Here is a 22,007-nt window from a genome sequence, read left to right as displayed (position 1 = left end):
CCGCGCCACGACACGTAAACGTCTGCGACGACACGCCGACAGGTATCGCGGTGGCTTATATCTGGTGGATCCCCGCGGCGGGCAGAGGCGTCTTCAGTGCGTGGAAGACGTGTTCAGAGGCAGCGAGGCTGTGCGCCGGGGAAGCCTGAGCCCATATCAGCTGCGAACCCAGTTCCGTGCGATCTATCCCGACATCTATCTGTCGGGCGACGCCGCACCGGCGCTGCGAACGCGATGTATCGCGGCATGGCTGTGGTCGGGCCGGCGCGCCGTGCTCGCCGGACTGGCCGCGGCGAAGTTGCACGGCTCGAATTGGATCGACGACGACCAACCCATCGAGTTGATCTGGCGTAACCCGAATGCGCCGGCCGGTGTGATCACCCGCAATCAGCGAGTTGAGCCGGACGAGATCACCCGTATCGCGGGACTGCCGGTGACCACTTTGGTGAGAACGGCCTACGACCTGGCCAGGCAGCTGCCCAGGGGCGAGGCGGTGGCGCGACTCGACGCGCTGATGCGCGCGACACCGTTTGACGTCGAGCAGGTGTCGCTGCTGGCCAAGCGGTACCCGCGTGCGCGGGGGCTGCGACGCCTCCGCACGGCACTACCGCTCGTCGATCCCGGTGCCGCGTCACCCAAGGAGACCTGGCTGCGTCTGCTACTGGTCGACGCCGGGCTGCCCGCACCCGAGACGCAAATACCCGTGAATGAGAACTGGCGAACGGTTGGCGTGCTCGATATGGCTTGGGAGAGATACAAAGTGGCCGCCGAGTATGACGGTGATCATCACCGCGCCGACCGTCGCCAGTACGCCCGAGACCAGTGGCGGGTGCGCAAGCTCGAAGAACTCGGCTGGATCGTCGTCCGGGTAATCGCCGAGGACAAACCTGAAGGCATCGTGCGACGTGTGCGCGACGCTCTTATCCGCCGAGGTTGCCGCGAGATTTAAAGCGTTGCGATCCGCCTCGGCGTGTCGTCACAACTGGTTACGTGTCGTGGAGCGACGCCGCGCGGCCCGCAGGCTATCCGCCCGCGAACGCAACCCGCAGGCTATCCGCCCGCCGGCACCAGCCGCAGCGAGACGGAGTTGATGCAGTAGCGCTGGTCCGTCGGCGTCGGATAGCCCTCGCCGGCGAACACGTGGCCGAGATGGCTGTGGCAGTTCGCGCACAGCACCTCGGTGCGCGTCGTGCCCATGGAATGGTCGGGCCGCAGGATCACCGCGTCGGACTTCGCGGGGTCGAAGAACGACGGCCAACCACAATGCGACTCGAATTTCTCTGTGCTGCGGAACAATTCGGCGCCGCAGGCCCGGCACTGATATACGCCTTCGGTTTTGGTGTCGGTGTATTCACCGGTGAAGGGCCGCTCGGTGCCGGCTTGGCGCAGCACATAAAACTCTTGCGGGCTGAGTTTCTTGCGCCACTCGTCGTCGCTCAGTTGCACCTTGGGCCGCGAGACGTCGGGGGAGGTCATGCATCCACGCTAGCTCGAAAGGCGATGACCCGCTGCGCCCGGCTCCGCCACCCCTGCGGTCACCGGTTCGCGCTCGGGCTCGGCGCGCAGCCACGCCGGGTCGATGCCGTCGTCCAGTCGGTTCTCGGCCCTGGCGTCCAGATAGCGGAACAGCAGCACCGTGAAGGCGACGATCAGCAGCAGCGACCAGCCGTAGGTGATCTTCAGGTAGTGCAGCGCACGGCCGTATCTCATGTACTTGTAGATCAGCCAGTCATCCAGCGTCATGAAGCCGTAGATCCCGAGCCAGGCCGGCCAGTTGCGGATCAGCGAGTTCTGCAGCACGACGGTCATCAGGAACGGGAACAGCATCATCGAGTAGTAGCCCTGGGCCAGCGGCAGCACCAGCCAGGAACACAGCAACAGCACCCCCGACGAGCTGGTGAACCAGAACAGCGGGTCGCGGGTGCGGTAGTAGCGGTACAACAGCCACAGCGCGCCGATCGCGATCAGCACGAACAGAATTCGCATGAACACGATCAGCCAGGTGGGCAGGCCGAAGTACACCCCGTTGCCCTCGATCGAGCTGTTGAAGTAGTCGCGGGTGCCTCCGATGTACGGCAGCGTTTTGGTGACGAAGTCCATCGGGTCGCTCACCAGCGGCCAGGCCGCCAAGTTGACGACGACGGGCACCGCGATGGCCGGCACCAGGGCGCGCCACTGGCGGTTCAGCAGGGGAAGCAACAGCAGCGGGCCCAGCACCGGTTTGAGCGTGAGGGTGAGCCCGATCGCGAGCCCGGCCCACCACTGCCTGCTGACCCTGCCGTCCAGCAGCCAGCGCAGGAACAGCACCTCGGCCAGCAGGACGCAGCCGTTGATATTGGTGAACACCAGCGTGCTGGTCACGCTTTCGGTGCAGAACATGGCCAGCAGCAGGGCGGGCGCGGCCACCGAGGACAACGTGAATTTGAACATCCGCAGCAACAGGTACCAGGCGATCAGAATCGCCACGGTGTTGATCAGGATGAACGCATAGCGCGACGGCGTGAAGGGCAGGTACCCGAACGGTGCCATCAGCAGGGTGCCGCCGGGCGGGTACAGGTAGTGCGGGTCGACGTAGTCGAAGTGCTCGTTGTAGATGTCCCAGCCGTGCCGGAAGTTGAGGACCGCGCGGTACACCGGTTTGAAGTCGTCGGTGATGTTGCCGTTGAGGGTGAGCACGATGCTGCGGTGCAGCACCGAGAGGATGGCCATCGGCCACAACGCCATCCGCAGCACGGTCGCGACGTCCGGTGGGCTGGTGCGGGGACGAAAGGCGGCCAGGGTCCGATCACGTAGGCCGGTTCGGGTCGATTCAGCTGCCGTCACCAGCGCACCGTACACCGGCGCCCGCGCCCGCCGGAAAGCAGCGTCAGGCCGGGCAGTAGGTGTCGGTGTTGGGCAATTTGCCGCTGTTGAGGTAGCCGATCAGCGGCGGAACGGCGCAGCCGGAGAAGATGCTGGCGCCGTGGCCGATGCCTTGCCACATCACCCGCTTGCTGGCCGCGTTGGCGTTGATGATGCTGGCGGCGGTCGCCGCGACGCCGTCGGTACCGACGATCGGGTCGTTCTGCACACCGAGCAGCAGCACGTCGACCTTGAGGGTCTTCGGGGTGGGCGGCGGCGAGCCGGTGGGCCAGTGCACGCACTTGACCATGTTCAGCGCGGCGACGGTACCGAACTCGGGGTAGAGCTTGCCCCACGCGACGACCAGTTCGCGCACCCGGTCCGGCGTGGGACGGTTGACCGCATCACTGCACACGTTGACGAACTGGCCGTCGGAGTCCTCGATGGCGTTGGCGTGGTTGATCAGGTTGTTCAGCGCGTTGGTGTCGCCGGAGCGGGCGCTGGCCAGCGCGTTGGCCAGGTTGGTGGTGGCGCCGACGCGGCCGTCGGCGGGGTAGCCGAGCGCCACGGTGATGGCGTTGGCCACCTGCGCCACCGACGCGCCGCCGGGACCCTTGCCGGCGCGGGCGTCGGCCAGCAGGGCGCTGACGGCGCCCTTCGGGTCCCCACCCAGCGCGCAGTTCACCGCGATGCACTGCGCGGCGAAGGCGTCGAGGGCGGCCTGTTGCCCCTTGACCTGTTGCTCGGCGGCGGCTTCGGCGTTGGTGCCCAACGCGACCGGCGAGTCGAGGATCAGCCGGGCCACCTTGTCCGGCCGTGATCCGGCGTAGGCCAGCGCCACCTGCGCGCCGTTGCCGATGCCGACCAGCGCGAGGGCGGGCACGTCCCACAGGGCGCGCAACCGCTCGATGTCGGAGGCGGCGTGCGCGTCGTCGTAGGACGACGCGTTGGGCCCGATTCCGACCGCGTCGCCGCAGTTGGTGGTGGCGGTGTTGGAGACCTCGGACAGGTTGGCCACCGGGTCGTCGCCGCTCTGGAATTGCGACTGGTCGCGCATCTGCTGACGGTCGAACTTGTCCCGGCAGTCGATGGGACTGGACATCCCCATGCCGCGGCGATCGACGGACACGATGGGGTGGGTGGCGAGCACGTCGGCGCCGGCCCGAGACAGCCAGATCGGCAATTGCGCCGAGGACGGCAGGTCGGAGCCGGTGGTGAAGACCAGCGGCCCGGCATCCTGGGGTGTCTGATTCGAGCGGGCCCGCACCACGCCGATGCTCAGGGTGCCGCCCCCGCCGTTGACCGGGTCCAGGTCGGCGTCGTAGTTCGCGCAATCCAATTGGACACCGGCGGCGGCGGGAACCGCCGCGTCTGCGAACACCTTGGAGGTGCAGTCGTGCCACGCCAAGTCGTTTTTGGGTGCGGCGATCGGCGGCGGCCCGCTGGGCGCCGGCTTCGAGGTAGCCGCCCCCTGCGGCCGGGCACCGGAATTGGTGGCGAACCGCGGGTTGGCGGCCAGACCCGGGACGCATCCGGCCAGCAACGCGGTCACCGCGACCAGGATCGTGGCGCACGTGTACGGCCGACTCATGCCGACCACAGTAGCTAGGCCTTGACGTAGCGGGTGTAAAGGTAGCCGGCGTCGTCGGTCAGGACATGGGCACACCGCATCCGGGTGAGCAGCTGCCCCGAACCGGTGGCGATGCGTCGCGCCTGGCCGCCGACGATGCAGGGCGCGATCGTCAGGCACAGCTCGTCGAGCATGTCGCGCCGTATCAGCGAGTCCAGCAGTGTCGGCCCGCCCTCGGTGAGGATGTGGCGCATGCCGCGCGTGCCGAGGGCCGCCAGCAGGGCCGCCTCGTCGACCGTCTCCGGATCGTGGCCGGAGCAGTCGAGCACCTCGCACAGGCCGCTGAGAGCGCGGCGCGTCTGCTCGGCCACCGCGGTGCAGGTGAGCACCAGCGGCTGCACCTCGGTGCGGGTGAACACCGCCATGTCGCGGTTGAGCTGGCCGGATCGGGTCACGATCGCCAGCTGCGGGACCTCGCTTTGCCCGCGGGCCTGCCGCCGCTGCCGCTGGGCGACGCCCACCTGCGCGCCCGAGTAACCCTCGATCCGCACCGTGCCGGCGCCCACCACGATGACGTCGGCGAGCTCACGCAGCAGGTTGAAGATGAACCGGTCGCCCGGACCGCCCATGGCGCCGCTGCTGCCACCCGTGGTGGCCCCGCCGTCCACGCTGGTGATGAAGTTCGCCCGTACCCACGTGCCGTCGTGTTCGGGGTAGCCGTAGAGCTGGGGGAGGTCGCTGTCGTCGAGTCCCCGGACCGACCCGAGCAGCGACAGCGACGTCTCCGAAGTCGCAGAATTGGCCGGGCCGCCAGAGTCGGGCATGGGTCTGATTGCAGCACGCCGGTACAGTTCCTGAATGCACGGGTCCACCTCCGCGGGCGCTCCGGACGGCCCGGCTCACCTGGTGGATCGGCATCCGACGGTGTCGCCGGAGCGGTTGATCGCCCAGTTGACGCCGCCCCCCACCTTCGCCGACGTCAGCTTCGCGACGTATCGGCCCGATCCGGCGGAGCCGACGCAGGCCGCCGCGGTGGTGGCGTGCCAGGAATTCTGTCGCCAGGCGGTCGAGCGTCGCGCCGGGCGGCGAAAACTGTTGGGCCGCCGCGAAACTCTGCCCGGCGTCGGGCTGTACCTGGACGGCGGTTTCGGCGTCGGGAAGACGCACCTGCTGGCCTCGGCCTACTACCAGCTGCCCGGTGCCGGGCCGGGCGGGTCACCGGATGGCCCGCCGCCCAAGGCGTTCGCGACGTTCGGTGAGCTGACCCAGCTGGCGGGGGTGTTCGGCTTCGCCGAGTGCATCGAGCTGTTGGCCGGCTACACAGCGGTCTGCATCGATGAATTCGAACTGGACGACCCGGGCAACACCACGCTGATCTCGCGGCTGCTCTCGTCGCTGGTCGAGCGCGGGGTGTCGGTGGCCGCCACCTCCAACACGCTGCCGGAGCAGCTCGGTGAGGGCCGCTTCGCGGCGCAGGATTTTCTGCGCGAAATCAACACGCTGGCAAGCATTTTCACAACCGTGCGGATCGAGGGGCCCGACTATCGGCATCGCGGCCTACCGCCGGCGCCGCAGCCGCTGTCCGACGACGAGGTGGCCGCGCGCGCCGCGCAGGTCGACGGCGCGACGCTCGACGACTTCGATGCGCTGTGTGCGCATCTGGCCACCATGCACCCGTCGCGGTATCTGACCCTGATCGAGGGGGTGAGCGCGGTGTTTCTGACTGGCGTGCACGCCCTCGACGATCAAAATATCGCGCTGCGGGTGGTGGCGCTGACGGATCGGCTTTATGACGCGGGCATTCCCGTGGTGGCCTCGGGTGCCAAGCTGGACACCATCTTCAGCGAGGAGATGCTGGCCGGGGGATACCGAAAGAAGTACTTACGGGCCATTTCCCGGCTCTTGGCGCTGACCGCGGCGGCTAACCCAGCTCGCGGGTCATGACATAGTCGCTCTCGATGCCAGCACCCAGCCGAAAGGTCCTGGTGCCGTTGACCACGAACCCGCTCTTGAGGTAAAAGCGTTGTGCGCGTTGGTTTGCCCGGTTCACGCCCAGCCACACGCAGCGAACGCCCCAGTCGGCCGCGACGGCCAGCACGTGTTCCATCAGCGCCGCCGCGGCCCCGCGCGAATGGTGGTCGCGCTGGACGTACATCTTCGACAGCTCGGCCGCCGGGCGGCTGCGCACCGCTTGCTCGACGCCGGGGTGGTCGGAGACGCCGCGGACCAGCATGGCGTAACCGACGATCCGGCCGTCCCGGCGCGCGGTGACGATGGCGCGATCCGCATCGTTGAGGTATTCGGCGAAGCGGTTGGCCGACAGGTTGGTGTCAATGAACGACGCGATGTTCTCCGCGGTCGCCGTGGGCGGGCAGGCCAACGGAAAGGTCTGTGCCGCAACGGCGGCCAGCTCTACGGCGTCACCGGAGTCCGCCCGTGCGATGCGGAGAGTTCCGGTCAGAGGTTCCACTGCGCCAGGTGATAACCCGTCTTCTTGTCCAGCAGCACGACGGTCGAGACCGGATCGCGGTAGGCGTCCCAGTACACCTCGCCGCGCACAATCGCCCCGTTGGGCGCGTTGACCAGCACGTTGTCCAATGCGTCGGGTGCGTCGGAGGCCCGCGGCTTGTAGGCGTCGGCGTTCGGGGTGACGCCGTTGAAATCCATCACGGTCGCCATCACGTACGGGTTGGGCACCCGGATCGCGCGGATCGTCACGTCGGCGCGCTCGACGGTGCTGCCCGGGAAGCCCTTGTAGGTGCCTTCGCGGGTGTAGCCGAATCCCGGCGGCGGGTCGCAGGCCGACACGCCGCTCACGGTGACGTCGGCGATGAACGTGCCGTTGTCCACGCGCAGCGTGTCACCGATGTGGCCGATCGGCGCGTCACCGGCCCACGCGCGGGGCAGCGGAACCGCGGCGGCACCGACTGCGGTGAGGCCGGCGACGGCAACCAGAACGGCGGAGGCGACCATCAGCCAGTGGTGCATCTTCGCCATGTCGGGCCTCCTTGGCGCCGGTGCGGGGGACCCTCGCATGATCGCACACGCGCCGAAGCCGAAGGGAGGGGTCGGCTGAACCCCCGGGCGGCCGGCCCGGCCGGTCAGGGGGGCTCGGGCGTCGACCGACGATCGACGGTTTTGACGTAAAATTAGCGCCGATAAGATGCAAATCCTTTCTCGTTCTGCCACCCTGTAAAACATGAAACTTCTGCTTATTGTCGCCAGCGCTTTCGCCGCAATTGGCATGGCTGTTCCCGCGTACGCCGACGACGACATGGACAGCAAATTCCAAGCGTCGCTCGACGCGGCCGGCATCACCTACGACCCGTCCACGGTGGTTGCCGCCGGCAAATGGGTGTGCACCACCTACCAGGGCGGCTCGGGGACGTCCGATGTCGTCAGCGGCCTTCAGGCCAAGAACGATGGTCTGAGCGACGAAAAGGCCGCGAAGTTCGCCGCGATCGCCGCCAGCACGTATTGCCCTTACGTCCTGACGTCCAGGCCGGAGACGAAGACGGCCGACAGCTCGTCGTAACCGGCACACGGGTGAGGCGCCCGTTAACATAATTGTGCGCTGCAGCGGGTTACGCGAAACACGGCTGCAATATTTCGCTTTTATAATTCCGGGTCTGAATGCGGGGCGGGTTTTGCGTTAATTGTCGCGGGCGTCCATTCTTTGTTGTGCCGAGAGAATGGCGTTAACCATTCTTCGCGGGCGGTGGCGTCGACGCCGGGGCGCGGCGCGAGCGAACGTTCACGTCCTGTTCGCCGGACGAGATGCCAAACCACCGGCAGGTTTGCCACAATGACTGCGTTATGCGAATTCTCCTCGGGCTGAGCAGCCTCGCAACCATGCTGATCCTGGCGGTGCCGGCGCACGCGGACATCGACAACGATCAGGACTTCCTCAAAGACCTCCGCGACGCCGGCCTCACCTACCAGGACGGCGGCAACGCGATCACCATCGGCAAGTCGGTGTGTGAACTGCTCGACGACGGCCAGTCCGACGCGAAGATCGTGACGGACCTGCGCAACCAGAATCCGGACTTCCAGGGCGCCGCCGCGGCCAAGTTCACCTATCTGTCGGCGGCCCACTACTGCCCGAAGTACATCACCGGCGAGGACCGCGGTCCGAAGCCGGACGGTGCCGTCGGCAACTGAGCCGATCCCGGCCGCAATAGGCTGGTGACCGTGCGCGTCGATCCCGGACCGCTGACATGGGGTGCGGCGGTGCAGACCTGGCATTTCGACCTGGTCTCCGCGGCCGTCGTCGCGCTGCTCGCCGCCGGATACGCCTGGTGCTACCGCCGCGCTCGCGGCGCGGAACGCCCGGTCCGCCCCGCCAACGCCGCCTGCTTCGGCCTGGGCCTGCTGGTGTGGCTGCTGGCCACCGTCAGCGCGATCGGCGCCTACGCCTACGTGCTGTTCTGGGTCCGCGCGCTGCAGGTGCTGCTGCTGCTCTACGTCGTGCCGTTCTTCATCGCGCAGGCCAGGCCGCTCACCGTGTTCCGCGACGCCGTCGGTCCTGCCGGCCGCGACCGCATCGATCGGATGTTGGCGACCCGGGGCGCCCGCCTGCTCCTGCATCCGGCGACCACGTCGATCGCGATGCTCGCCACGCCCTGGTTGCTGTACCTGACGCCGTGGTACACCGCCGCTCTGCAAACCGAGTGGATCGGTGCACCGACGCGAATCCTGTTGGTCGCCTTGGGCTTCGGCTACTTCTATGCCCGGCTGCAAGAAGACCCGGTGCCCCGCAGGTACCCGCAGTCGATTTCGCTGCTGATCACCGTCGCCGAGGCGCTCGGCGACGGCGTGCTGGGGCTGGTCATCTGGCAGGGCGGGCTGATCGGCGCGACGTATTACGCGGGGCTGCACCGGTTTTGGGGGCCGGATCCGCGGCTCGACCAGACGATCGGCGCCGGCGTCTTGTGGATCCTCGGCGACCTGGTCGGGTGGCCGTTCGTGCTGCTGCTGATGCGCGCGATGTCCCGCGACGAAAAGGCACACGCGGTCGCCGTCGATGCCGAGTTGGACGAGGCCGAGGCCGCTAAGGCGCAAAGCCTCGACGGTGCCGAAGGTGATGCCGCCCCTTCGGCGTCGGGGCTGTGGTGGGAGAACGACCCGCAGCTGCGAGAGCGGTTCCGCCGCTGAGGTCTGATCGCCTCAGGCGGCGCGCGCCGTCCAGGTGAAGCTCTGCATCTCCGGGATCTGCGGCGTCAGCGCCGCGGCGACGCGGCGACCGATCTGGTCGGAGGCCGCCAGCGGGGTATCGGCGTTCAAGAAGCCTTCCACCTCGACGCGCAGGGTCCGCCCGGTCCATCTGGCCCGGGCGTGCGCGTGCGTCACACCGGGAACCGAGGTGGCGACGGCCTCCGCGGTGGTGATGATGTCCGGGTCGACGCCGTCGAGCAGGCGATGCGCGATCTCGGCCGTCACCTCCCATCCGACGTGGCAGATGAACCCGGTGACGGCGATCCCGGCGACGGCGTCGGCCCAGCCCCAACCCAGTGCCACGCCGATCAGCCCGAGCACCGCGCCGCCCGACGACAGCGCGTCCAGCCAGGAATGCTTGGCGTCGGCCACCATGGTGGCGGACCGGATTCGCCGGCCAACCACCAGTTTGTAGCGGGCCACCAGCTGGTTGCCGACCACGCCCACGACCGCCGCGCCGATGCTCCAGCCCACATAACCGGTGCCGCCGTGGCGCAGCAGCTTGGTGACGCTCTCGAAGCCGGCGACGACGGCGCTGCCCCAGATCACCAGGGCCACCCCGATCCCGGCGAGGTCTTCGGCGCGCTGGTAGCCGTAGGGGTAACGCTCGGTGGGCAGTTTGCGCGACGCGCGGAAGCCGATGAACACCAGCGCGCTGGTGGAAACGTCCGACAGGTTGTGCAGCGCGTCGCCCAGCAGCGCCACCGAGCCGGACAGCAGCGCGATGACCAACTCGACGAGGCCGGTCAGCGCGAGTCCGACGGCGCTGACGGCGACGGCGCGATTGGCCTGGCGGCGTTCGCCGGCGTCATCCGCTGCGTTGTCCAGAGGAAAGCTGGCCGCGGGGTCGCGTACTCCGTTGATCACATGCATACCGCCAGCATGCCCGACTCGGGGCCGGCTCCCAAGTCCCCGATTGAAGCGCACCCGCCTTGCTACACCGTTACCCGATCACGCCGGCGCCGGTCGGCGGGAATCGCCTCCGGCCCAATGGGTGTCGAGGATTTCGGTGCAGCTGGTCATCGCCGTAGCCCCACCGCCGCCGCGGCTACCGCGGTTGCGTACCTCTACTTGCCCTGTTCCGGCTTGGATGGGCCGTCGCGCCAGGGGCGCGGACTCTTCGGCAGGATCATGAACGCGACGGGCAGGCGTACCAGCGCGTCGCGGGCGGCGACCTCGAGGAACACGATTTCCATCTCCAGGCTGTTCAGCGGCCGCGTTTCCATCATGAAACGCGTCCGCAAGTAGCGCGGGGTCCTCAGCCACTCGACCACATTCATGCCCGTGACTCTACCCCTTTAGTGGAAATACTTGATTTGCATGGCATTTCACCGGAAACGGTGCTTGAGGGCTGAAATTCGGGGGTCAGCAATGCACCCTGTTCTGGTTGACCACGGCGTACGAGAATGGTTCCACCGGCAAGGCCCGGCCGTAACGCCCACACGGCGCATGTCCACGGTGTGGGAACCGATTATTCAGCTTTTCATAAGCCGCATTTTCCCGGCTGTCCCTATTCTTCGTCTGCATGCCGCTATGGGTCGACGGCGCCGTGAACGCCAACAAGAAAGGAAGCGCATCACATGCCCTCACCTCGCCGGCTGGCCGCACTGGCCGTCCCCGTCATCGCGGGCGCTGCCCTGGTTACCAGCGCTGCAGTCGCGGCCGCCGACCCCCTCGATGACGCATACCTCGCTCAGCTGCGTGCCGCCGGCTTCAGCTGGCCGCCAGACCATGACGCCGCGCTCACCGGGATGGGCCGGTTGATCTGCGACGACATCGGATGGGGTTGGACGTATGACCAGGTGGCCCAGAGCATCCACCAAACTCTCGACCCGCGCAAGGTGACGTTCGGAGACGTCGGATCCATGGTGAGCCTTGCGCATTCGACCTATTGCCCGCTGCAGCGGTGCTGGACGGATCACTGCTGAGCGTGACAAAATCCGTTGTGCCGCTTCGCGTTGCGCGCTGGCGCGCGGCATCCGGCGTCAGGACGAGCAGTGGGTGCTCTTGACCCGCCCGTTGGGTGACCCCAGCCGGGCCAGCGCGTCGTTCGCGGATGCGGTCGTGTCCGGACCTGAGCCGCCCTGGAACCGGCCGGAGACGCGGTCGAACGCCACCGATGCGCAGCCGTTGCGCGTGCCGGCCACCACTTCACAGGCGTCACCGGCTTCGGCGGTGCAGTGGGCCAGCGCGATTTGGTTCGCCTGGTCCTGACTGGACCCGGTACCCCAGCCGGCGGCTCGTCCGCTGCCGACGGACACGGCCAGTGCAACGAAGTCATCGTCGGCCCGGGCCGTCGGCGCCGGCACGGCGACGACCGCGCAACCGACTGCGACGACAATGGCAATGATCAACCGCACCGCTTCGCTCCTTTGCAATGCTCAGGTGAAAGAATTTAGCGCCCAAGAACGGTGATGCGCGGGGGAATGGGCCGCCGCGTCTTACGCATTGCCCTCCGGGTCTTCGGCCAGATAGGTGACGTCATACCACCGCCCGCTCGATTCGGCGTCGTGCACCTCGGTCGCGGTTGCCCGCTCCAGGCGCACGTCGGTCAGATGCGGATTGTCCACGCGGATACGGTCTTCGAGCTCGGCGTGCAGCGCATCGCCGTCCAGGGCGCTATCGGCGAGCGCTCTGGCCGTGTACCTCGTCCAACTCACGTCCAACATTGTGCTCCGGTGACGGCGCCGCATGAAATCCTCGGGCCACCTGTGGGTCTCACGAACAAATTCGCCCTTCGCGAGCCGATCCGTTTCTTCTATACTCGGCATACTCTCGTGGAGGATGCGATGGCTACAACCTGGGATACGTTGGATCGTTACGTCGTCATCTCGACGGACACCCACGCCGGGGCGGATCTCTACGGCTACAAACCGTATCTGCCGGCGCAGCTGCACGAGGAGTTCGATGCGTGGGCGAAGGCTTACGCCAGCCCGTTCGACGATCTGATCGTCGCCACCGCCAACCGGAACTGGGACCACGAGCTCCGGATCTCGGAGATGGACGCCGACGGGGTGGCCGCCGAGGTGCTGCTGCCCAACACCGTTCCACCGTTCTTCCCGAGCACCCCGAACATCACCATCAGCCTGCCCCGCAGCCGGGCGGACTTCGAGAAGCGTTGGGCCGGCGTGCAGGCCCACAACCGGTGGCAGATCGACTTCTGTTCGCTGGCCCCGGCCCGGCGCCGCGGGTTGATTCAGATCTTCCCCAACGACGTCGAGCTGGCGCTGGAAGAAATCCGGTGGGGCGCCGAGCAGGACTGCTTCGGCGGCGTGCTCATTCCGGCGGTCTCGCCCGGTGACCCGCACGTGGCCCCGCTTTTTCACACCCGCTATGAACCGATCTGGGCGCTGTGCGCGGATTTGGACCTGACGGTGGTGCAGCACGCCGGTGCCGGCAGCCCCGAGATGCCGATGGACCAGCCGGCGTCCAACGCGGTGTTGATCACCGAGATGGCGATCTGGGCCCAGCGCACCCTCGGCCACTTGATTTTGGCCGGGGTCTTCGAGCGCTATCCGACGCTGCGATTCGTGCCCACCGAGCAGGGCACGCTGTGGGTTCCCGGGCAGATCGGCATCCTCGACGCCATGGTGCCCACCATGAAGTCTGACGCCGGCAACCGCACCTACGGGATGTTCGGCGGCTCGTCGGTCGATGCGCTGACCCTCACTCCGAGTGAATATGTGCAGCGGAACTGCTATCTGGCCAGTGAGCTGATGCCTTTCGACGGCGCGATGATCGACTTCATGGGCCCCGACCACATCATGTGGGGCAGTGACTATCCCCATGAGGAAGGCTTCGCACCGCACTCCAAGCTGGCCATTCGCTGGGCCCTGCACGACAGGCCGTCGCAGGACTGTCGAAAGATCTTGGGCGGCAACGCCGCTCGCCTGTACCGATTCGACCTCGAGGCATTGGTGCCGGTGGCTACTCAGATCGGCCCCTCCGTCGAGGAGGTGCACACCCCGTTGGAGGACACGGGCTATCGTGCTCCGGCCGCTTTCGGTTACCGACCGTTTGAGGGTGGGCTGGCGCTCAAGCGGCTCGCTCCGCAACGGCACTAGCCCGACGTTTCGCGACAAGCACGGTCCGCGGTGCCGGGAATGAAAGCGCCGAGCGGCTTAATCGGCCTCGCCGGACACGCCAGAATCCAACCCCAATCCAACGCCGAGGCGCTTGCGGACGGGGCGCGCAGCCTGTTTTGCTGTAGAGAAGAGTCGGCAGCCGGGTGCGAACATCGTCTCTCATTGCGGATTCAAACCAGCGGGAGGTCCGTATTTCCTTGCGGCACATAGTGTTAACCCAACCGCGAGATCGACTGCCTTCCACATGTCTTCTGCCGGCTACGGGCGTATCGGGAACCCGCCGTGCGGCAAGAGCAAATCGCTGGTGCTGATGGATCGAGCGTGACCCTCAAACGTGTTGACCAGTTGAAGCCCGGGGACAGGATCCGGATGAAGATCGGGCACGCGACCATCGTCGCTACCGAGCCCCTGGACGACGACCGCACACTGCTCACCTTCACGTACGGGACCAAGGGCCCAGCCGACAACGCTCTGACCGTGGATGTCCTCGACGACGACGAGTGGGGCTGGTGAGTGATTCGGCATACCTGTGGGCGAGCTCGGGCTATCGCCGATGACCTTGTCGGCGACGGGTCGGCATATGACTATGGAACCGGATCCGGAGGAGGGACGATGACTCCATACCGCCTGAAATGCTCCGCGGGTTTGTCCGCCGCGTCGCTCGCCATCGCCTTGTCGCTGCCGCCGACCGCCTCCGCTGACGAGCCGTCGTGGAATGGCCAGTACGCGATCACGTTCATGGTCGGCCCCAAGGCGGGCACCAGCATGGCGGTCGGCAATCCGGAGGTGCAGCACACCGAGATCTACGGATTCCGCTCGAGCTGTACGAACGGCAAATGCGTCGCCACCATTGTCAGTGGCCCTCCGCCTCGTAATCCGACCGTTCCGCAGCCGGTTCAGTTCACCTGGGATGGCAAGTCGTGGTCGCAAACCAACGATTTCCAGTGGGACTGCATGATGCCCGACACCACGATCCAATGGAACCCGGCCCACGCCGAGACGCGCTACACGCCTCAACCCGATGGGTCGCTCGCGGGCATCATGCACACCGACATCCTGAGCGGCGCGTGCCAAGGGACCATCGACATGGACATGTCCGCCGAGCGCGTCTGAATCTGCGCTCAGAGAACGCAGCCCACGCGGTTAACCGGCCGATTCACGGTGGCGGTGGCGGTGGCGCCGGCGGGTTATCCCAACTCCCCGGTGTGCCGGCAGGGACCTGCATTCCGAGCCAGTTGCACGGCATCATCGACCGCCATGCGATGAAGGCGCACTGCTGCTCGGGCGTCAACGGGCTGGGACCCGCGCACGGCGGCGTTCCCGGCGTGCCACATATCGGGTCGGCCGACGCAGGGGGCGCGTAGCAGAAAGCGGCAGTCGCCATCGGCAACGCGACGGCCGTGACGACTGTGGTGACGAGACGTCGGGTGCGGTCCATGGCCCCTCGAATCCGATAGCGCTTCCGCCGATCGTAACCCCAGGTTCTGACACGGAAAGGCACTTTGAAATGCATCTACACGTGAGCGGTCGCGCTGTCGCGGCAAGGGCGCGCCGAGTGCGCTTTCGTCCGCTCAGGTATGGACTTTCCAGCCCGCTAAGGGGGTCGGCGCCGCGGGAGCATCGGGGTCGTTGAACTCGACATACACGTCGCCCTGTTTGACGTTGCTGTCATAGGCGATGAAACCATGGGCGGACTGGCCGTTGGTGACGCTGCCCGAGCGCAACGGCGGCGTCTTGTTGATCTTCTGGTAGTCGACGAGCGACGAGCCGACCTCGACATCTCGGTTCGGGTCCTGCCGCCACGGGGTCGATGAGGCGGTCAGCGAGGCCTGGCTGTAGTTGAACGGCGTGTTGGATTTGCCTTCGATGGTGAGTTCGATGACGTTGCAGCCCCCGCCGCCGGAGCAGCCGGACGAGATCCAGGTCGCGTTGTTGAGCGTGACGTCGGCGGTCGCGGTGCTGTATTCCGTGACGTGGATGCTGGTGCCGGATTTTCCCGTCGGGAAAGGCGACTGCTGGGTGGTCGGGTCGGCGGTGCCGTGCGGCGCAGTGAAAGACGCCGTCAGCGCCAGCGTCGCTACGAGTGCGCTCACGTGAGCAGGTCGGGTCACTGCAAGAAAATAGCATTCGGGGATTTCACCGTGAATTCGCGACGGCGGCGCCCCGCTTTCGGCGAATGCGAGCACCAAAAGGCTTTGGCGTAAACGTATTCAGAAAGCGGCGCGCGTGCGTCACGACGATGCAGCCGGCGTCAGCGCTAGTGCGGCAAGTTGGCCAGATAGCACCGCACTCGGGTGGCGGCGTCCTCCGGCTTGACTCCCATAGTGATCAATCTCTGAACTATTTCGTCCGCGGGCACAGCAGAGACGAAGTCGTTGTCGATGACATGAACGCTGGGAAACCAGTTGTCCGCGCTTACTCCCGGTGGGGGAGGCTTCGCATCGCCCCCTACGCACTGAGCGTAACCATTGACGCCAGTGTCAGCGTGAGCTGTCGGCACGCCCATCGACAAAGGAATGGCGATACCGACCGTCGCGGCGGCGCAGAGGAGACGCATGCTGGCATTATTCCGCGTTCGCCATGTTTAACAACCACAAATTTCGAACCGCCACCGCGAACAGGTGCATACGGCCCCTGCCGGTTTCCCTCGAGGCGGGCCGGCTACATTCGATTTTCCCCGCGCGAGCCGACCGTCGGCCTTACACTGAGCGACAAATGAGCGCCTATCAGACCGTTGTGGTCGGCACCGACGGCTCGGACTCCTCGCTGCGCGCGGTGGCGCGCGCGGCCGCGATCGCCGCGGATCACGGGGCGAAATTGATCATTGCGACGGCGCATCTTCCCGTGCCCGAGGAACGCGGCCGCTACGCCATCCCGCCGGGCAGCGACCACGGTCAGGACTACCGGACGGTGGGCGAGGCTCCTTACTACGCGATCTTGCGGGACGCGAGGGAGCGGGCGCACCAGGCCGGGGCCCAGAACGTGGAGGAGAAGTCGATCGTCGGCGCCCCCATCAACGTGCTGGTGCAACTGGCCGAGGAGGCTGACGCCGACCTGCTGGTCGTCGGCAACGTCGGACTCGCCAGCGTGGCCGGTCGGCTGCTGGGATCGGTGCCGTCCGCGGTCTCCCGCAGGGCCAAGACCGACGTATTGATCGTGCACACCAGCGACTAAGGATCGGGCCATCGTGTGCCCGAGCCGCACTCGTACATGGCTGCTGAACCACCACGCGAAATATGCTGCGCGATAGTGGGATTGGACATTCCGGGTGAGCCCAGCAGTTTAGGTGATCGAGACCAACGCGACGCCGCTGGTGATCAGCAGCCGACCGGACCGCCGCCCGCGGGACAGGTGATTCCGCTAGGTGTGCAGCTCACCGACGTCGTTGAGACGGCGAACGCGAGCAGCAGCGCAAACAGGACCTTCTTCCCCCTGGTCATGAGCTGGAAGCGTACGCCCGTCCGAGATCTCCCGTGACGGTTTCCGCGGAAATCCCGCGCCATGTCGGTGATGTGGTGTACCGCTTGTGTTGCCTTGAGCGACAACTAGTTTCCGGGCAAACTTTGGCGAATCTGCTTGGGAACCGGGAGGCCATCTCGGCGGAGGTCGCCGGGGAAGCACGGCGACGTTGCGACGATGGTCGGTGGATAGTCCGGGGGATATGCCGCCTTGATTTGGATGTGGTATCCGTCTGGGAAGTAACCGAATTGGTTCGGCTTTTCAAATCCGTCGCGCTCCATCACTGTGGCACCCCAGCTTCGCCAAAGCTCGCCGGCGTGCGCGACGACATCTGCGCCCTTCGTTCCGGCGGGCCCGATCACCTTGGCGAACAACGAGAATTCGGTGGGGCCGGGGCCAGGGCCGGTGTAGTTGTCGTCGCATCCGAGGTTGCTGCCGCCGATGGTGTCGGAGGTGTCGAGGATGGTGCCCGGCGGTAACCCGTCGACCGTTTTCTGCAGGTAGCCGACCACTGAATCCTGAGCCTCTTGTTGGCTTTTCGGGATCTTCGGCGAGGGCGCGATGGGTATGGATTCCATGGGGCCTCCTGGGATGATTGTTGCGCCGGACGGGGCTGATGATCCCGGCCCTGAGTGCTTAGTCGGCGTGGTCGACGAACATGCGGCGAGCACACCGGCTGCCAACAGAACGGCGAACAGGTCGAGCAATTCGCGAGTTTTCGTCTTCGTCATCCTTCTTGCCGTCACTTCGGTGGTGTCACATCGGTGCGTCCGGCGATAATGCGCCCCATGTTATCGAGCGCGGGGTTCCCACTGTCCCAGTAGCTGCTGTGTGCCGCTATTGAGGGGAGTCCAAGGGGCCAGGCGGGTCCGGGTGCCGCCTCGAAAGTCGTAGCCCCGAAGTCTGCCCCGGTGGGGTCTGGGCCAAGTGTCCATCCGGTCGCGACGCCGATGATGTCGTGTTGTGCTTTCGTCGCATAGACGTGCGCGCCGGGGTCGAGGTTGAGGTCGCCGGCATGGGCGGTGAGCACGCCGGGGCTGGCTACCGCGATGACATTGTTGGCGTCGAGGTGGTGACCGTTCAATGCCGCTGCGCCGACTTCGGTTGAGCCGTAGCTGTGTCCGATCACAGTGTTGATCGATGGCCCGCCGGTAAGAGCGTCGTTGTGCGACGCCCGCAACCCGGTTTGGAAGTCGTCCAATGCGGCGGCTCCGTTGTGGGCGTAGCTGGTTGACGCGGCTTGGAAGACGTCCATTGGCCGGTCATATCCCATCCACGTCGTCACCGACACGTCGCCGGGCTGCAGCCGGGCGTCGGCGTCTCGTGCAGCCTGATACATCCGCAGGGATTTGTCTTGGCTGCCGCTGAAGCGTCTCGTATCTTGACCGGTTCCGGGGACGAAGGTGGCGTCACGTTTGGCGGTATCGGGATTGTTGATGGAGATCGCGGCGTGGCCTTTGTCGTCAATGATCCCGAGATACTTGGGCGGGTTGCGTGGATCGACTTTGCCCCCTGGCGCCACTTGGGCCGGGGGTGGCCCGAGGGAATTCTTCACGTCCGCGTACCCGTCACGAGTCCGGTTGGCGGCGTCCCACTGTGCGCGCCAGTCGCGGTAAGTACTGGTCATGATTCCCGGCGTGAAGCCGCTGGCCCAGTCCGGGTGTTGGGCGCGCAGGCGGTCCAGGTCGGCCTGGTTGGCTTTCTGCAGTTCGTCCAGATGCATGCGGTTGTAGTGGTCGCGGTCCGTGAACGGCATGCCGCCGTGGTTACCGAGGAAATGATCGCGGTCGTATTCTGCGTCTTTCTGCTCTTGGGTAAGCGAGTTCCAAACTCGCGCAAACTGCCTCGGGTCGTCCGGCAGCGGGGGCGCCGGTGACAGTGGCCCCTCCTGCGCCCTGATACCTGCGGGGTCGTATCCATCACTGCGCAGGGTGCCCAGCGCGTTTTGCAATTTGTTCGAGTAACCGTCGCGGGTGGCCTGCAGCTGGCCCAGCGCGGCCTTCGTAACGCGAATGGCGTCGTCTTCGAGTGAGGTGATGTAGCCATTGAGCGCATTTCTGTCGGCCGCGCTGAGGTTGGGATGATCGTTTTCTATCTGGACGGCCTCGGCGATCATGTCGTCGAGCCCCTTCAGCTGCGCTTCCAACGTGGCGATCTGGCCGGCGGCGGCTTTTTGCGCCTTGGCCAATGAGGCGGCGATGTCTTCCAGGTCTGCACCGATTTTGGGCAGTTTTACCGACTGCGCCCCAAGGGATTTCGTCACCCGCTGCACTTCGGCGGAGTCGTTGATCGGATGATCGCCGTCCTGGTGGTTCCAGGCCGCGTCGAAGCGGGAGCGGGCCTGGGCGAACGTGGTGTCGGCTTCAGCGGTGGAGCGGCCCGCGGCGTGAAATGCGTTGGCCAGGTTGGAGATCTGCAGAGGGCTGCCGGCTTGCAAGCTTCGATTGATCATCCATGGGTCACCGCCGGCGAGGGCGATCAACGCTGGGATGCTTATGTACTTGAGCTGCATCGCGCTGCGGGCTGCCCGCGACCAACCTCAACAGACATCCCACCCCCTCTGAGCTGGTGTAACCCTACTACCGCCAGTGGTGACGTCAATTTACTTGGGAGGCTGGAAATGCCGCAGAGGCGGTCGGCCGGGTGGGGGCGGCTCGGCTTGGGGTGAGTGGTTTGCCGGCGCGGGTCGTCGGTCTGGTGTTCGCGCCGGCCACAGTTGGAGCGGGGGCCGGGGAAAATCGTTCGAACCGTACGGTGGGCAGCCATTTCCTGTTATTTCGGTTGATGCTGACGGCTATGAATGAGTGTCAGAGTCGCACCCGGCGAGCTTTTGATACAGGCTATGCGACATTGCGACGTGAGAGTTGTTGGTCTCACGCGACAGCAAGTACCGCGTTTCAAGTCTTTAGTTCTGAGAAAGCCGTTAGCGGTGTTCTTTGGGAGCTTGGGCAGATGTCCGGTAAAACGAAAGCGCCGATCACCGAACGCTTCGGCGTGGCGCGCCAGATGCTGTAGTAATTGACGAACGAACTTGCTCTGTCGACGGCCGGACCTGTTGGGCTGGTGCCTGTTGCCAGCGGATAGCCTGCGCCGGACTTGCTTGCGGCGTAGCGTTCCATGACTGTGACTGCACCACATCAGCCGGGCTGGTACCCGGACCCGTCAGGAGCGCCCGGAGTTCGCTACTGGAACGGGCAAGATTGGGGCGCAACCGAACCAGGGAACACGATCAACGACCGTGGCCCCAAGGGTCGCGCGATGGCCCCTGCCGGCCCACCATTCGGGCAGGCGGGTCCGGCTGAAGTCAGCCGTAAGAACCGCTTGTGGAGTCGAATGGTCGAACATAAAGGTTGGTCCGCTGTCGGTGCTATCGCTGGCGTCGCCGCACTTGTCCTTCCTTTCGTTGTAGCGCAACAGCTGTCGTCTTCCAATACGCAGACGGGCAATCGATGCACCGCGAATGGCAGCAACATCACAATCAGCTGCTCAGACTCAGGTACTAGCAGCGCTGCCCCGAACCAATCCGGTCCGACCCCCGTGAACTCTAAGCCTGATCCGAACAGTCCGCTTCAATTGGCGACAGTATGGCCATGGATATCAGGGTGTCCCGCCTATGGAAGCGCGATTGGGATGCCGGTAGGTGGTGGGGCGATCCAGGACTTTCACTCGGCAGGGGATATAGGTCCCATCTTCGCAAAGAATGGCGCCGGGTCCTGGATCCAGGGATCGATGTACCTTCATCTCCAGGCCGCCAAGGGTAAGCGGCTTGAGATCGTCGATCTCAAACCACATATTCAACGGCGTGACCTTGCTCCGCCTGCATGGGTTTACATACAACAGAGCGGATGCGGCCCCGCTCCGGGAGATCGCCGATTTTTATTGAACTTGGATAAGCCTTTGCTGACCGACGCGGGTATCGAATCCACTATCAATCATCGATCGACTGCGCCAACCGCTGACTTGGGAACAAGCTTCGTCGTTGATGACCATAACGACAGTCAGATCCGACTCGACACTCTTAGCTGTAGAGGGAACTACCAATGGACAATTGAGGTCCGCTATGTCGACGCCGACAGCGGCGAGGTTAAGAGCTACGAGATCGGCCCAATTACATCTTATGGTAGGGCGGACAATACCGTCCGATATGTCGGTGATCCCGGACCCGACGGCATAATTCGGGTGAAAGACCAATCGATTATCACCGGCGGTGATCCTAAGTACTTCACTAGCCAGTGCGCGGGTAGTTGACGATAATCATGACGTACCGGACCTGGCGCTGGCGGCCTAGCCGGCCCGTCGGGTATAGCGCGACGCTGTCTGGGCGCGGCGTTCTGGTGTCTTCGCGCAGCTAACGGTGGGCCCGCAGTGTTAAGCGCCGCAGCTCCCGAGCAACCGATGTTTCAACGCCCTCGTCGCAAGCAGCCCGAGGGTCGTATCGCAATTCAAATGCGAGCGACCGCACAACATATGCCGCCGCGGGTAACTTGCGGCGCACGTTTGACTCGACACTTGAGAAGCTAAGAACGTTAGAGATGAGACTAAAAGCTGGCGGTCCTGCCGGCTCGCCTGACTAGAAAAAGTTCATCTCCGCGTCGCGCTCGCATGGATCAGCCCGCGCTGCGAGGCATAGCTTCCGTCAACTCTGCGGACAGTCGCCACCGGGCCGAGTGCTTATCGACAGCCGATTTCATCGTGCTGAGAGTGATGTGGGCGGCGACGCAGAAATCGTCGGCGGGGTTCCACTGCACTCCCGCTTTGCCGAAAGGCCACAAGAGTCGTCTTGCTCCTAACGCGGCCCATCGTCGATCTAGAAGCTGATCCTGCAAGGTTCTTGCCGT

26 protein-coding genes and 1 pseudogene are annotated in these 22,007 nt (G+C 65.6%); 12 read left to right on the top strand and 15 right to left on the bottom strand.

Annotated features, from left to right (window positions below):
* The first annotated feature begins 100 nt into the window (after positions 1–100).
* Positions 101–949, top strand: a complete 849-nt coding sequence (locus tag ACIUM1_RS05355) for an endonuclease domain-containing protein (RefSeq protein ID WP_406816218.1) — start codon at positions 101–103, stop codon at positions 947–949.
* A 101-nt stretch (positions 950–1,050) separates the two neighbouring features.
* Here the strand turns inward: ACIUM1_RS05355 and msrB are convergent, their stop codons facing one another.
* Genes msrB through ACIUM1_RS05335 form a run of 4 tightly spaced genes read right to left on the bottom strand, consistent with a single transcriptional unit; the run spans position 1,051 to position 5,235 of the window.
* Entirely contained in the window at positions 1,051–1,476 is a 426-nt protein-coding gene (gene msrB / locus ACIUM1_RS05350) for a peptide-methionine (R)-S-oxide reductase MsrB (protein WP_406816217.1), read from the bottom strand.
* Between the two features lie 9 nt (positions 1,477–1,485).
* Positions 1,486–2,838, bottom strand: coding sequence for an arabinofuranan 3-O-arabinosyltransferase (gene aftC / locus ACIUM1_RS05345; protein WP_406816216.1), 1,353 nt, complete (start codon positions 2,836–2,838; stop codon positions 1,486–1,488).
* A gap of 28 nt (positions 2,839–2,866) precedes the next feature.
* Positions 2,867–4,432 carry an alpha/beta fold hydrolase gene (locus tag ACIUM1_RS05340; RefSeq protein WP_406816215.1) on the bottom strand — a complete coding sequence of 522 codons (1,566 nt, stop codon included), beginning with the start codon at positions 4,430–4,432 and terminating at the stop codon, positions 2,867–2,869.
* 14 nt (positions 4,433–4,446) lie between these two features.
* Entirely contained in the window at positions 4,447–5,235 is a 789-nt protein-coding gene (locus ACIUM1_RS05335; RefSeq protein ID WP_406816214.1) for a pyrimidine reductase family protein, read from the bottom strand.
* Between the two features lie 34 nt (positions 5,236–5,269).
* On the opposite strand from ACIUM1_RS05335, the gene zapE reads away from it, so the two are divergent.
* Complete coding sequence (gene zapE, locus ACIUM1_RS05330; protein ID WP_406816213.1) at positions 5,270–6,355, top strand: cell division protein ZapE; 1,086 nt, start codon at positions 5,270–5,272, stop codon at positions 6,353–6,355.
* Here the strand turns inward: zapE and ACIUM1_RS05325 are convergent.
* Together ACIUM1_RS05325 and ACIUM1_RS05320 are read right to left on the bottom strand one after the other, a co-directional pair.
* On the bottom strand, positions 6,333–6,881 hold the full coding sequence (locus ACIUM1_RS05325; RefSeq protein ID WP_406816212.1) for a GNAT family N-acetyltransferase: 549 nt from the start codon (positions 6,879–6,881) through the stop codon (positions 6,333–6,335). The genes zapE and ACIUM1_RS05325 overlap by 23 nt on opposite strands.
* Complete coding sequence (locus ACIUM1_RS05320) at positions 6,869–7,399, bottom strand: DUF1942 domain-containing protein (RefSeq protein ID WP_406817539.1); 531 nt, start codon at positions 7,397–7,399, stop codon at positions 6,869–6,871. The genes ACIUM1_RS05325 and ACIUM1_RS05320 overlap by 13 nt, the downstream gene beginning before the upstream one ends.
* 211 nt (positions 7,400–7,610) lie before the next feature.
* Here ACIUM1_RS05320 and ACIUM1_RS05315 point away from each other — a divergent pair, with 211 nt between their 5' ends.
* The 3 genes from ACIUM1_RS05315 to ACIUM1_RS05305 all read left to right on the top strand — a co-directional run bounded on the left by ACIUM1_RS05315 (position 7,611) and on the right by ACIUM1_RS05305 (position 9,565).
* Positions 7,611–7,946, top strand: a complete 336-nt coding sequence (locus tag ACIUM1_RS05315; protein ID WP_406816211.1) for a DUF732 domain-containing protein — start codon at positions 7,611–7,613, stop codon at positions 7,944–7,946.
* 281 nt (positions 7,947–8,227) lie between these two features.
* Positions 8,228–8,572, top strand: coding sequence for a DUF732 domain-containing protein (locus ACIUM1_RS05310; RefSeq protein WP_406816210.1), 345 nt, complete (start codon positions 8,228–8,230; stop codon positions 8,570–8,572).
* Positions 8,573–8,602: 30 nt separating this feature from the next.
* The gene (locus ACIUM1_RS05305) at positions 8,603–9,565 is read left to right on the top strand and encodes a cytochrome c oxidase assembly protein (RefSeq protein WP_406816209.1); all 963 of its coding nucleotides are present in this window, start codon (positions 8,603–8,605) and stop codon (positions 9,563–9,565) included.
* A 12-nt stretch (positions 9,566–9,577) separates the two neighbouring features.
* Here the strand turns inward: ACIUM1_RS05305 and ACIUM1_RS05300 are convergent, their stop codons facing one another.
* Both ACIUM1_RS05300 and ACIUM1_RS05295 read right to left on the bottom strand, forming a co-directional pair.
* Positions 9,578–10,498 carry a cation diffusion facilitator family transporter gene (locus ACIUM1_RS05300; RefSeq protein WP_406816208.1) on the bottom strand — a complete coding sequence of 307 codons (921 nt, stop codon included), beginning with the start codon at positions 10,496–10,498 and terminating at the stop codon, positions 9,578–9,580.
* 194 nt (positions 10,499–10,692) lie between these two features.
* Positions 10,693–10,905 (bottom strand): hypothetical protein, encoded by a 213-nt coding sequence (locus ACIUM1_RS05295; protein WP_406816207.1) that lies wholly within the window; start codon positions 10,903–10,905, stop codon positions 10,693–10,695.
* Between the two features lie 300 nt (positions 10,906–11,205).
* Here ACIUM1_RS05295 and ACIUM1_RS05290 point away from each other — a divergent pair, with 300 nt between their 5' ends.
* Positions 11,206–11,553 carry a DUF732 domain-containing protein gene (locus ACIUM1_RS05290; protein ID WP_406816206.1) on the top strand — a complete coding sequence of 116 codons (348 nt, stop codon included), beginning with the start codon at positions 11,206–11,208 and terminating at the stop codon, positions 11,551–11,553.
* Between the two features lie 57 nt (positions 11,554–11,610).
* Here ACIUM1_RS05290 and ACIUM1_RS05285 read toward each other — a convergent pair whose 3' ends face one another.
* The gene (locus ACIUM1_RS05285) at positions 11,611–11,985 is read right to left on the bottom strand and encodes a DUF4189 domain-containing protein (RefSeq protein WP_406816205.1); all 375 of its coding nucleotides are present in this window, start codon (positions 11,983–11,985) and stop codon (positions 11,611–11,613) included.
* Between the two features lie 81 nt (positions 11,986–12,066).
* Positions 12,067–12,285, bottom strand: coding sequence for a hypothetical protein (locus ACIUM1_RS05280; RefSeq protein WP_406816204.1), 219 nt, complete (start codon positions 12,283–12,285; stop codon positions 12,067–12,069).
* Positions 12,286–12,414: 129 nt separating this feature from the next.
* Between ACIUM1_RS05280 and ACIUM1_RS05275 the strand changes: the two genes are divergently transcribed.
* From ACIUM1_RS05275 to ACIUM1_RS05265, 3 genes are all read left to right on the top strand, one after another.
* Entirely contained in the window at positions 12,415–13,689 is a 1,275-nt protein-coding gene (locus tag ACIUM1_RS05275; protein WP_406816203.1) for an amidohydrolase family protein, read from the top strand.
* A 342-nt stretch (positions 13,690–14,031) separates the two neighbouring features.
* The gene (locus ACIUM1_RS05270; RefSeq protein ID WP_406816202.1) at positions 14,032–14,223 is read left to right on the top strand and encodes a hypothetical protein; all 192 of its coding nucleotides are present in this window, start codon (positions 14,032–14,034) and stop codon (positions 14,221–14,223) included.
* Between the two features lie 132 nt (positions 14,224–14,355).
* Positions 14,356–14,823, top strand: coding sequence for a hypothetical protein (locus tag ACIUM1_RS05265; RefSeq protein ID WP_406816201.1), 468 nt, complete (start codon positions 14,356–14,358; stop codon positions 14,821–14,823).
* A 43-nt stretch (positions 14,824–14,866) separates the two neighbouring features.
* On the opposite strand, the gene ACIUM1_RS05260 is transcribed toward ACIUM1_RS05265, so the two are convergent.
* Together ACIUM1_RS05260 and ACIUM1_RS05255 are read right to left on the bottom strand one after the other, a co-directional pair.
* The gene (locus tag ACIUM1_RS05260) at positions 14,867–15,148 is read right to left on the bottom strand and encodes a hypothetical protein (protein ID WP_406816200.1); all 282 of its coding nucleotides are present in this window, start codon (positions 15,146–15,148) and stop codon (positions 14,867–14,869) included.
* A gap of 133 nt (positions 15,149–15,281) precedes the next feature.
* Positions 15,282–15,803, bottom strand: coding sequence for a hypothetical protein (locus tag ACIUM1_RS05255; protein ID WP_406817538.1), 522 nt, complete (start codon positions 15,801–15,803; stop codon positions 15,282–15,284).
* Positions 15,804–16,425: 622 nt separating this feature from the next.
* On the opposite strand from ACIUM1_RS05255, the gene ACIUM1_RS05250 reads away from it, so the two are divergent.
* Positions 16,426–16,884 carry a universal stress protein gene (locus ACIUM1_RS05250; RefSeq protein ID WP_406816199.1) on the top strand — a complete coding sequence of 153 codons (459 nt, stop codon included), beginning with the start codon at positions 16,426–16,428 and terminating at the stop codon, positions 16,882–16,884.
* 371 nt (positions 16,885–17,255) lie between these two features.
* On the opposite strand, the gene ACIUM1_RS05245 is transcribed toward ACIUM1_RS05250, so the two are convergent.
* From ACIUM1_RS05245 to ACIUM1_RS05235, 3 genes are all read right to left on the bottom strand, one after another.
* Positions 17,256–17,747 carry a hypothetical protein gene (locus ACIUM1_RS05245; protein ID WP_406816198.1) on the bottom strand — a complete coding sequence of 164 codons (492 nt, stop codon included), beginning with the start codon at positions 17,745–17,747 and terminating at the stop codon, positions 17,256–17,258.
* Between the two features lie 164 nt (positions 17,748–17,911).
* A complete protein-coding gene (locus tag ACIUM1_RS05240) occupies positions 17,912–19,651 on the bottom strand; it encodes an alpha/beta hydrolase (protein ID WP_406816197.1) in 1,740 nt (579 codons plus the stop codon).
* Positions 19,652–20,066: 415 nt separating this feature from the next.
* Positions 20,067–20,288, bottom strand: a complete 222-nt coding sequence (locus tag ACIUM1_RS05235; protein ID WP_406816196.1) for a hypothetical protein — start codon at positions 20,286–20,288, stop codon at positions 20,067–20,069.
* On the opposite strand from ACIUM1_RS05235, the pseudogene ACIUM1_RS05230 reads away from it, so the two are divergent.
* Both ACIUM1_RS05230 and ACIUM1_RS05225 read left to right on the top strand, forming a co-directional pair.
* A pseudogene (locus tag ACIUM1_RS05230) lies at positions 20,287–20,346 on the top strand (hypothetical protein); the annotation flags it as partial. The gene ACIUM1_RS05235 and the pseudogene ACIUM1_RS05230 overlap by 2 nt on opposite strands.
* 552 nt (positions 20,347–20,898) lie before the next feature.
* Positions 20,899–21,417 carry a hypothetical protein gene (locus tag ACIUM1_RS05225; protein ID WP_406817905.1) on the top strand — a complete coding sequence of 173 codons (519 nt, stop codon included), beginning with the start codon at positions 20,899–20,901 and terminating at the stop codon, positions 21,415–21,417.
* Positions 21,418–22,007: the final 590 nt, after the last annotated feature.

This window comes from Mycobacterium sp. M23085, assembly GCF_045343915.1.
Classification (GTDB): domain Bacteria; phylum Actinomycetota; class Actinomycetes; order Mycobacteriales; family Mycobacteriaceae; genus Mycobacterium.
The sequence above is the reverse complement of the archived record's forward strand: the minus strand, read 5'-3'. Positions and strand labels throughout refer to the sequence as shown.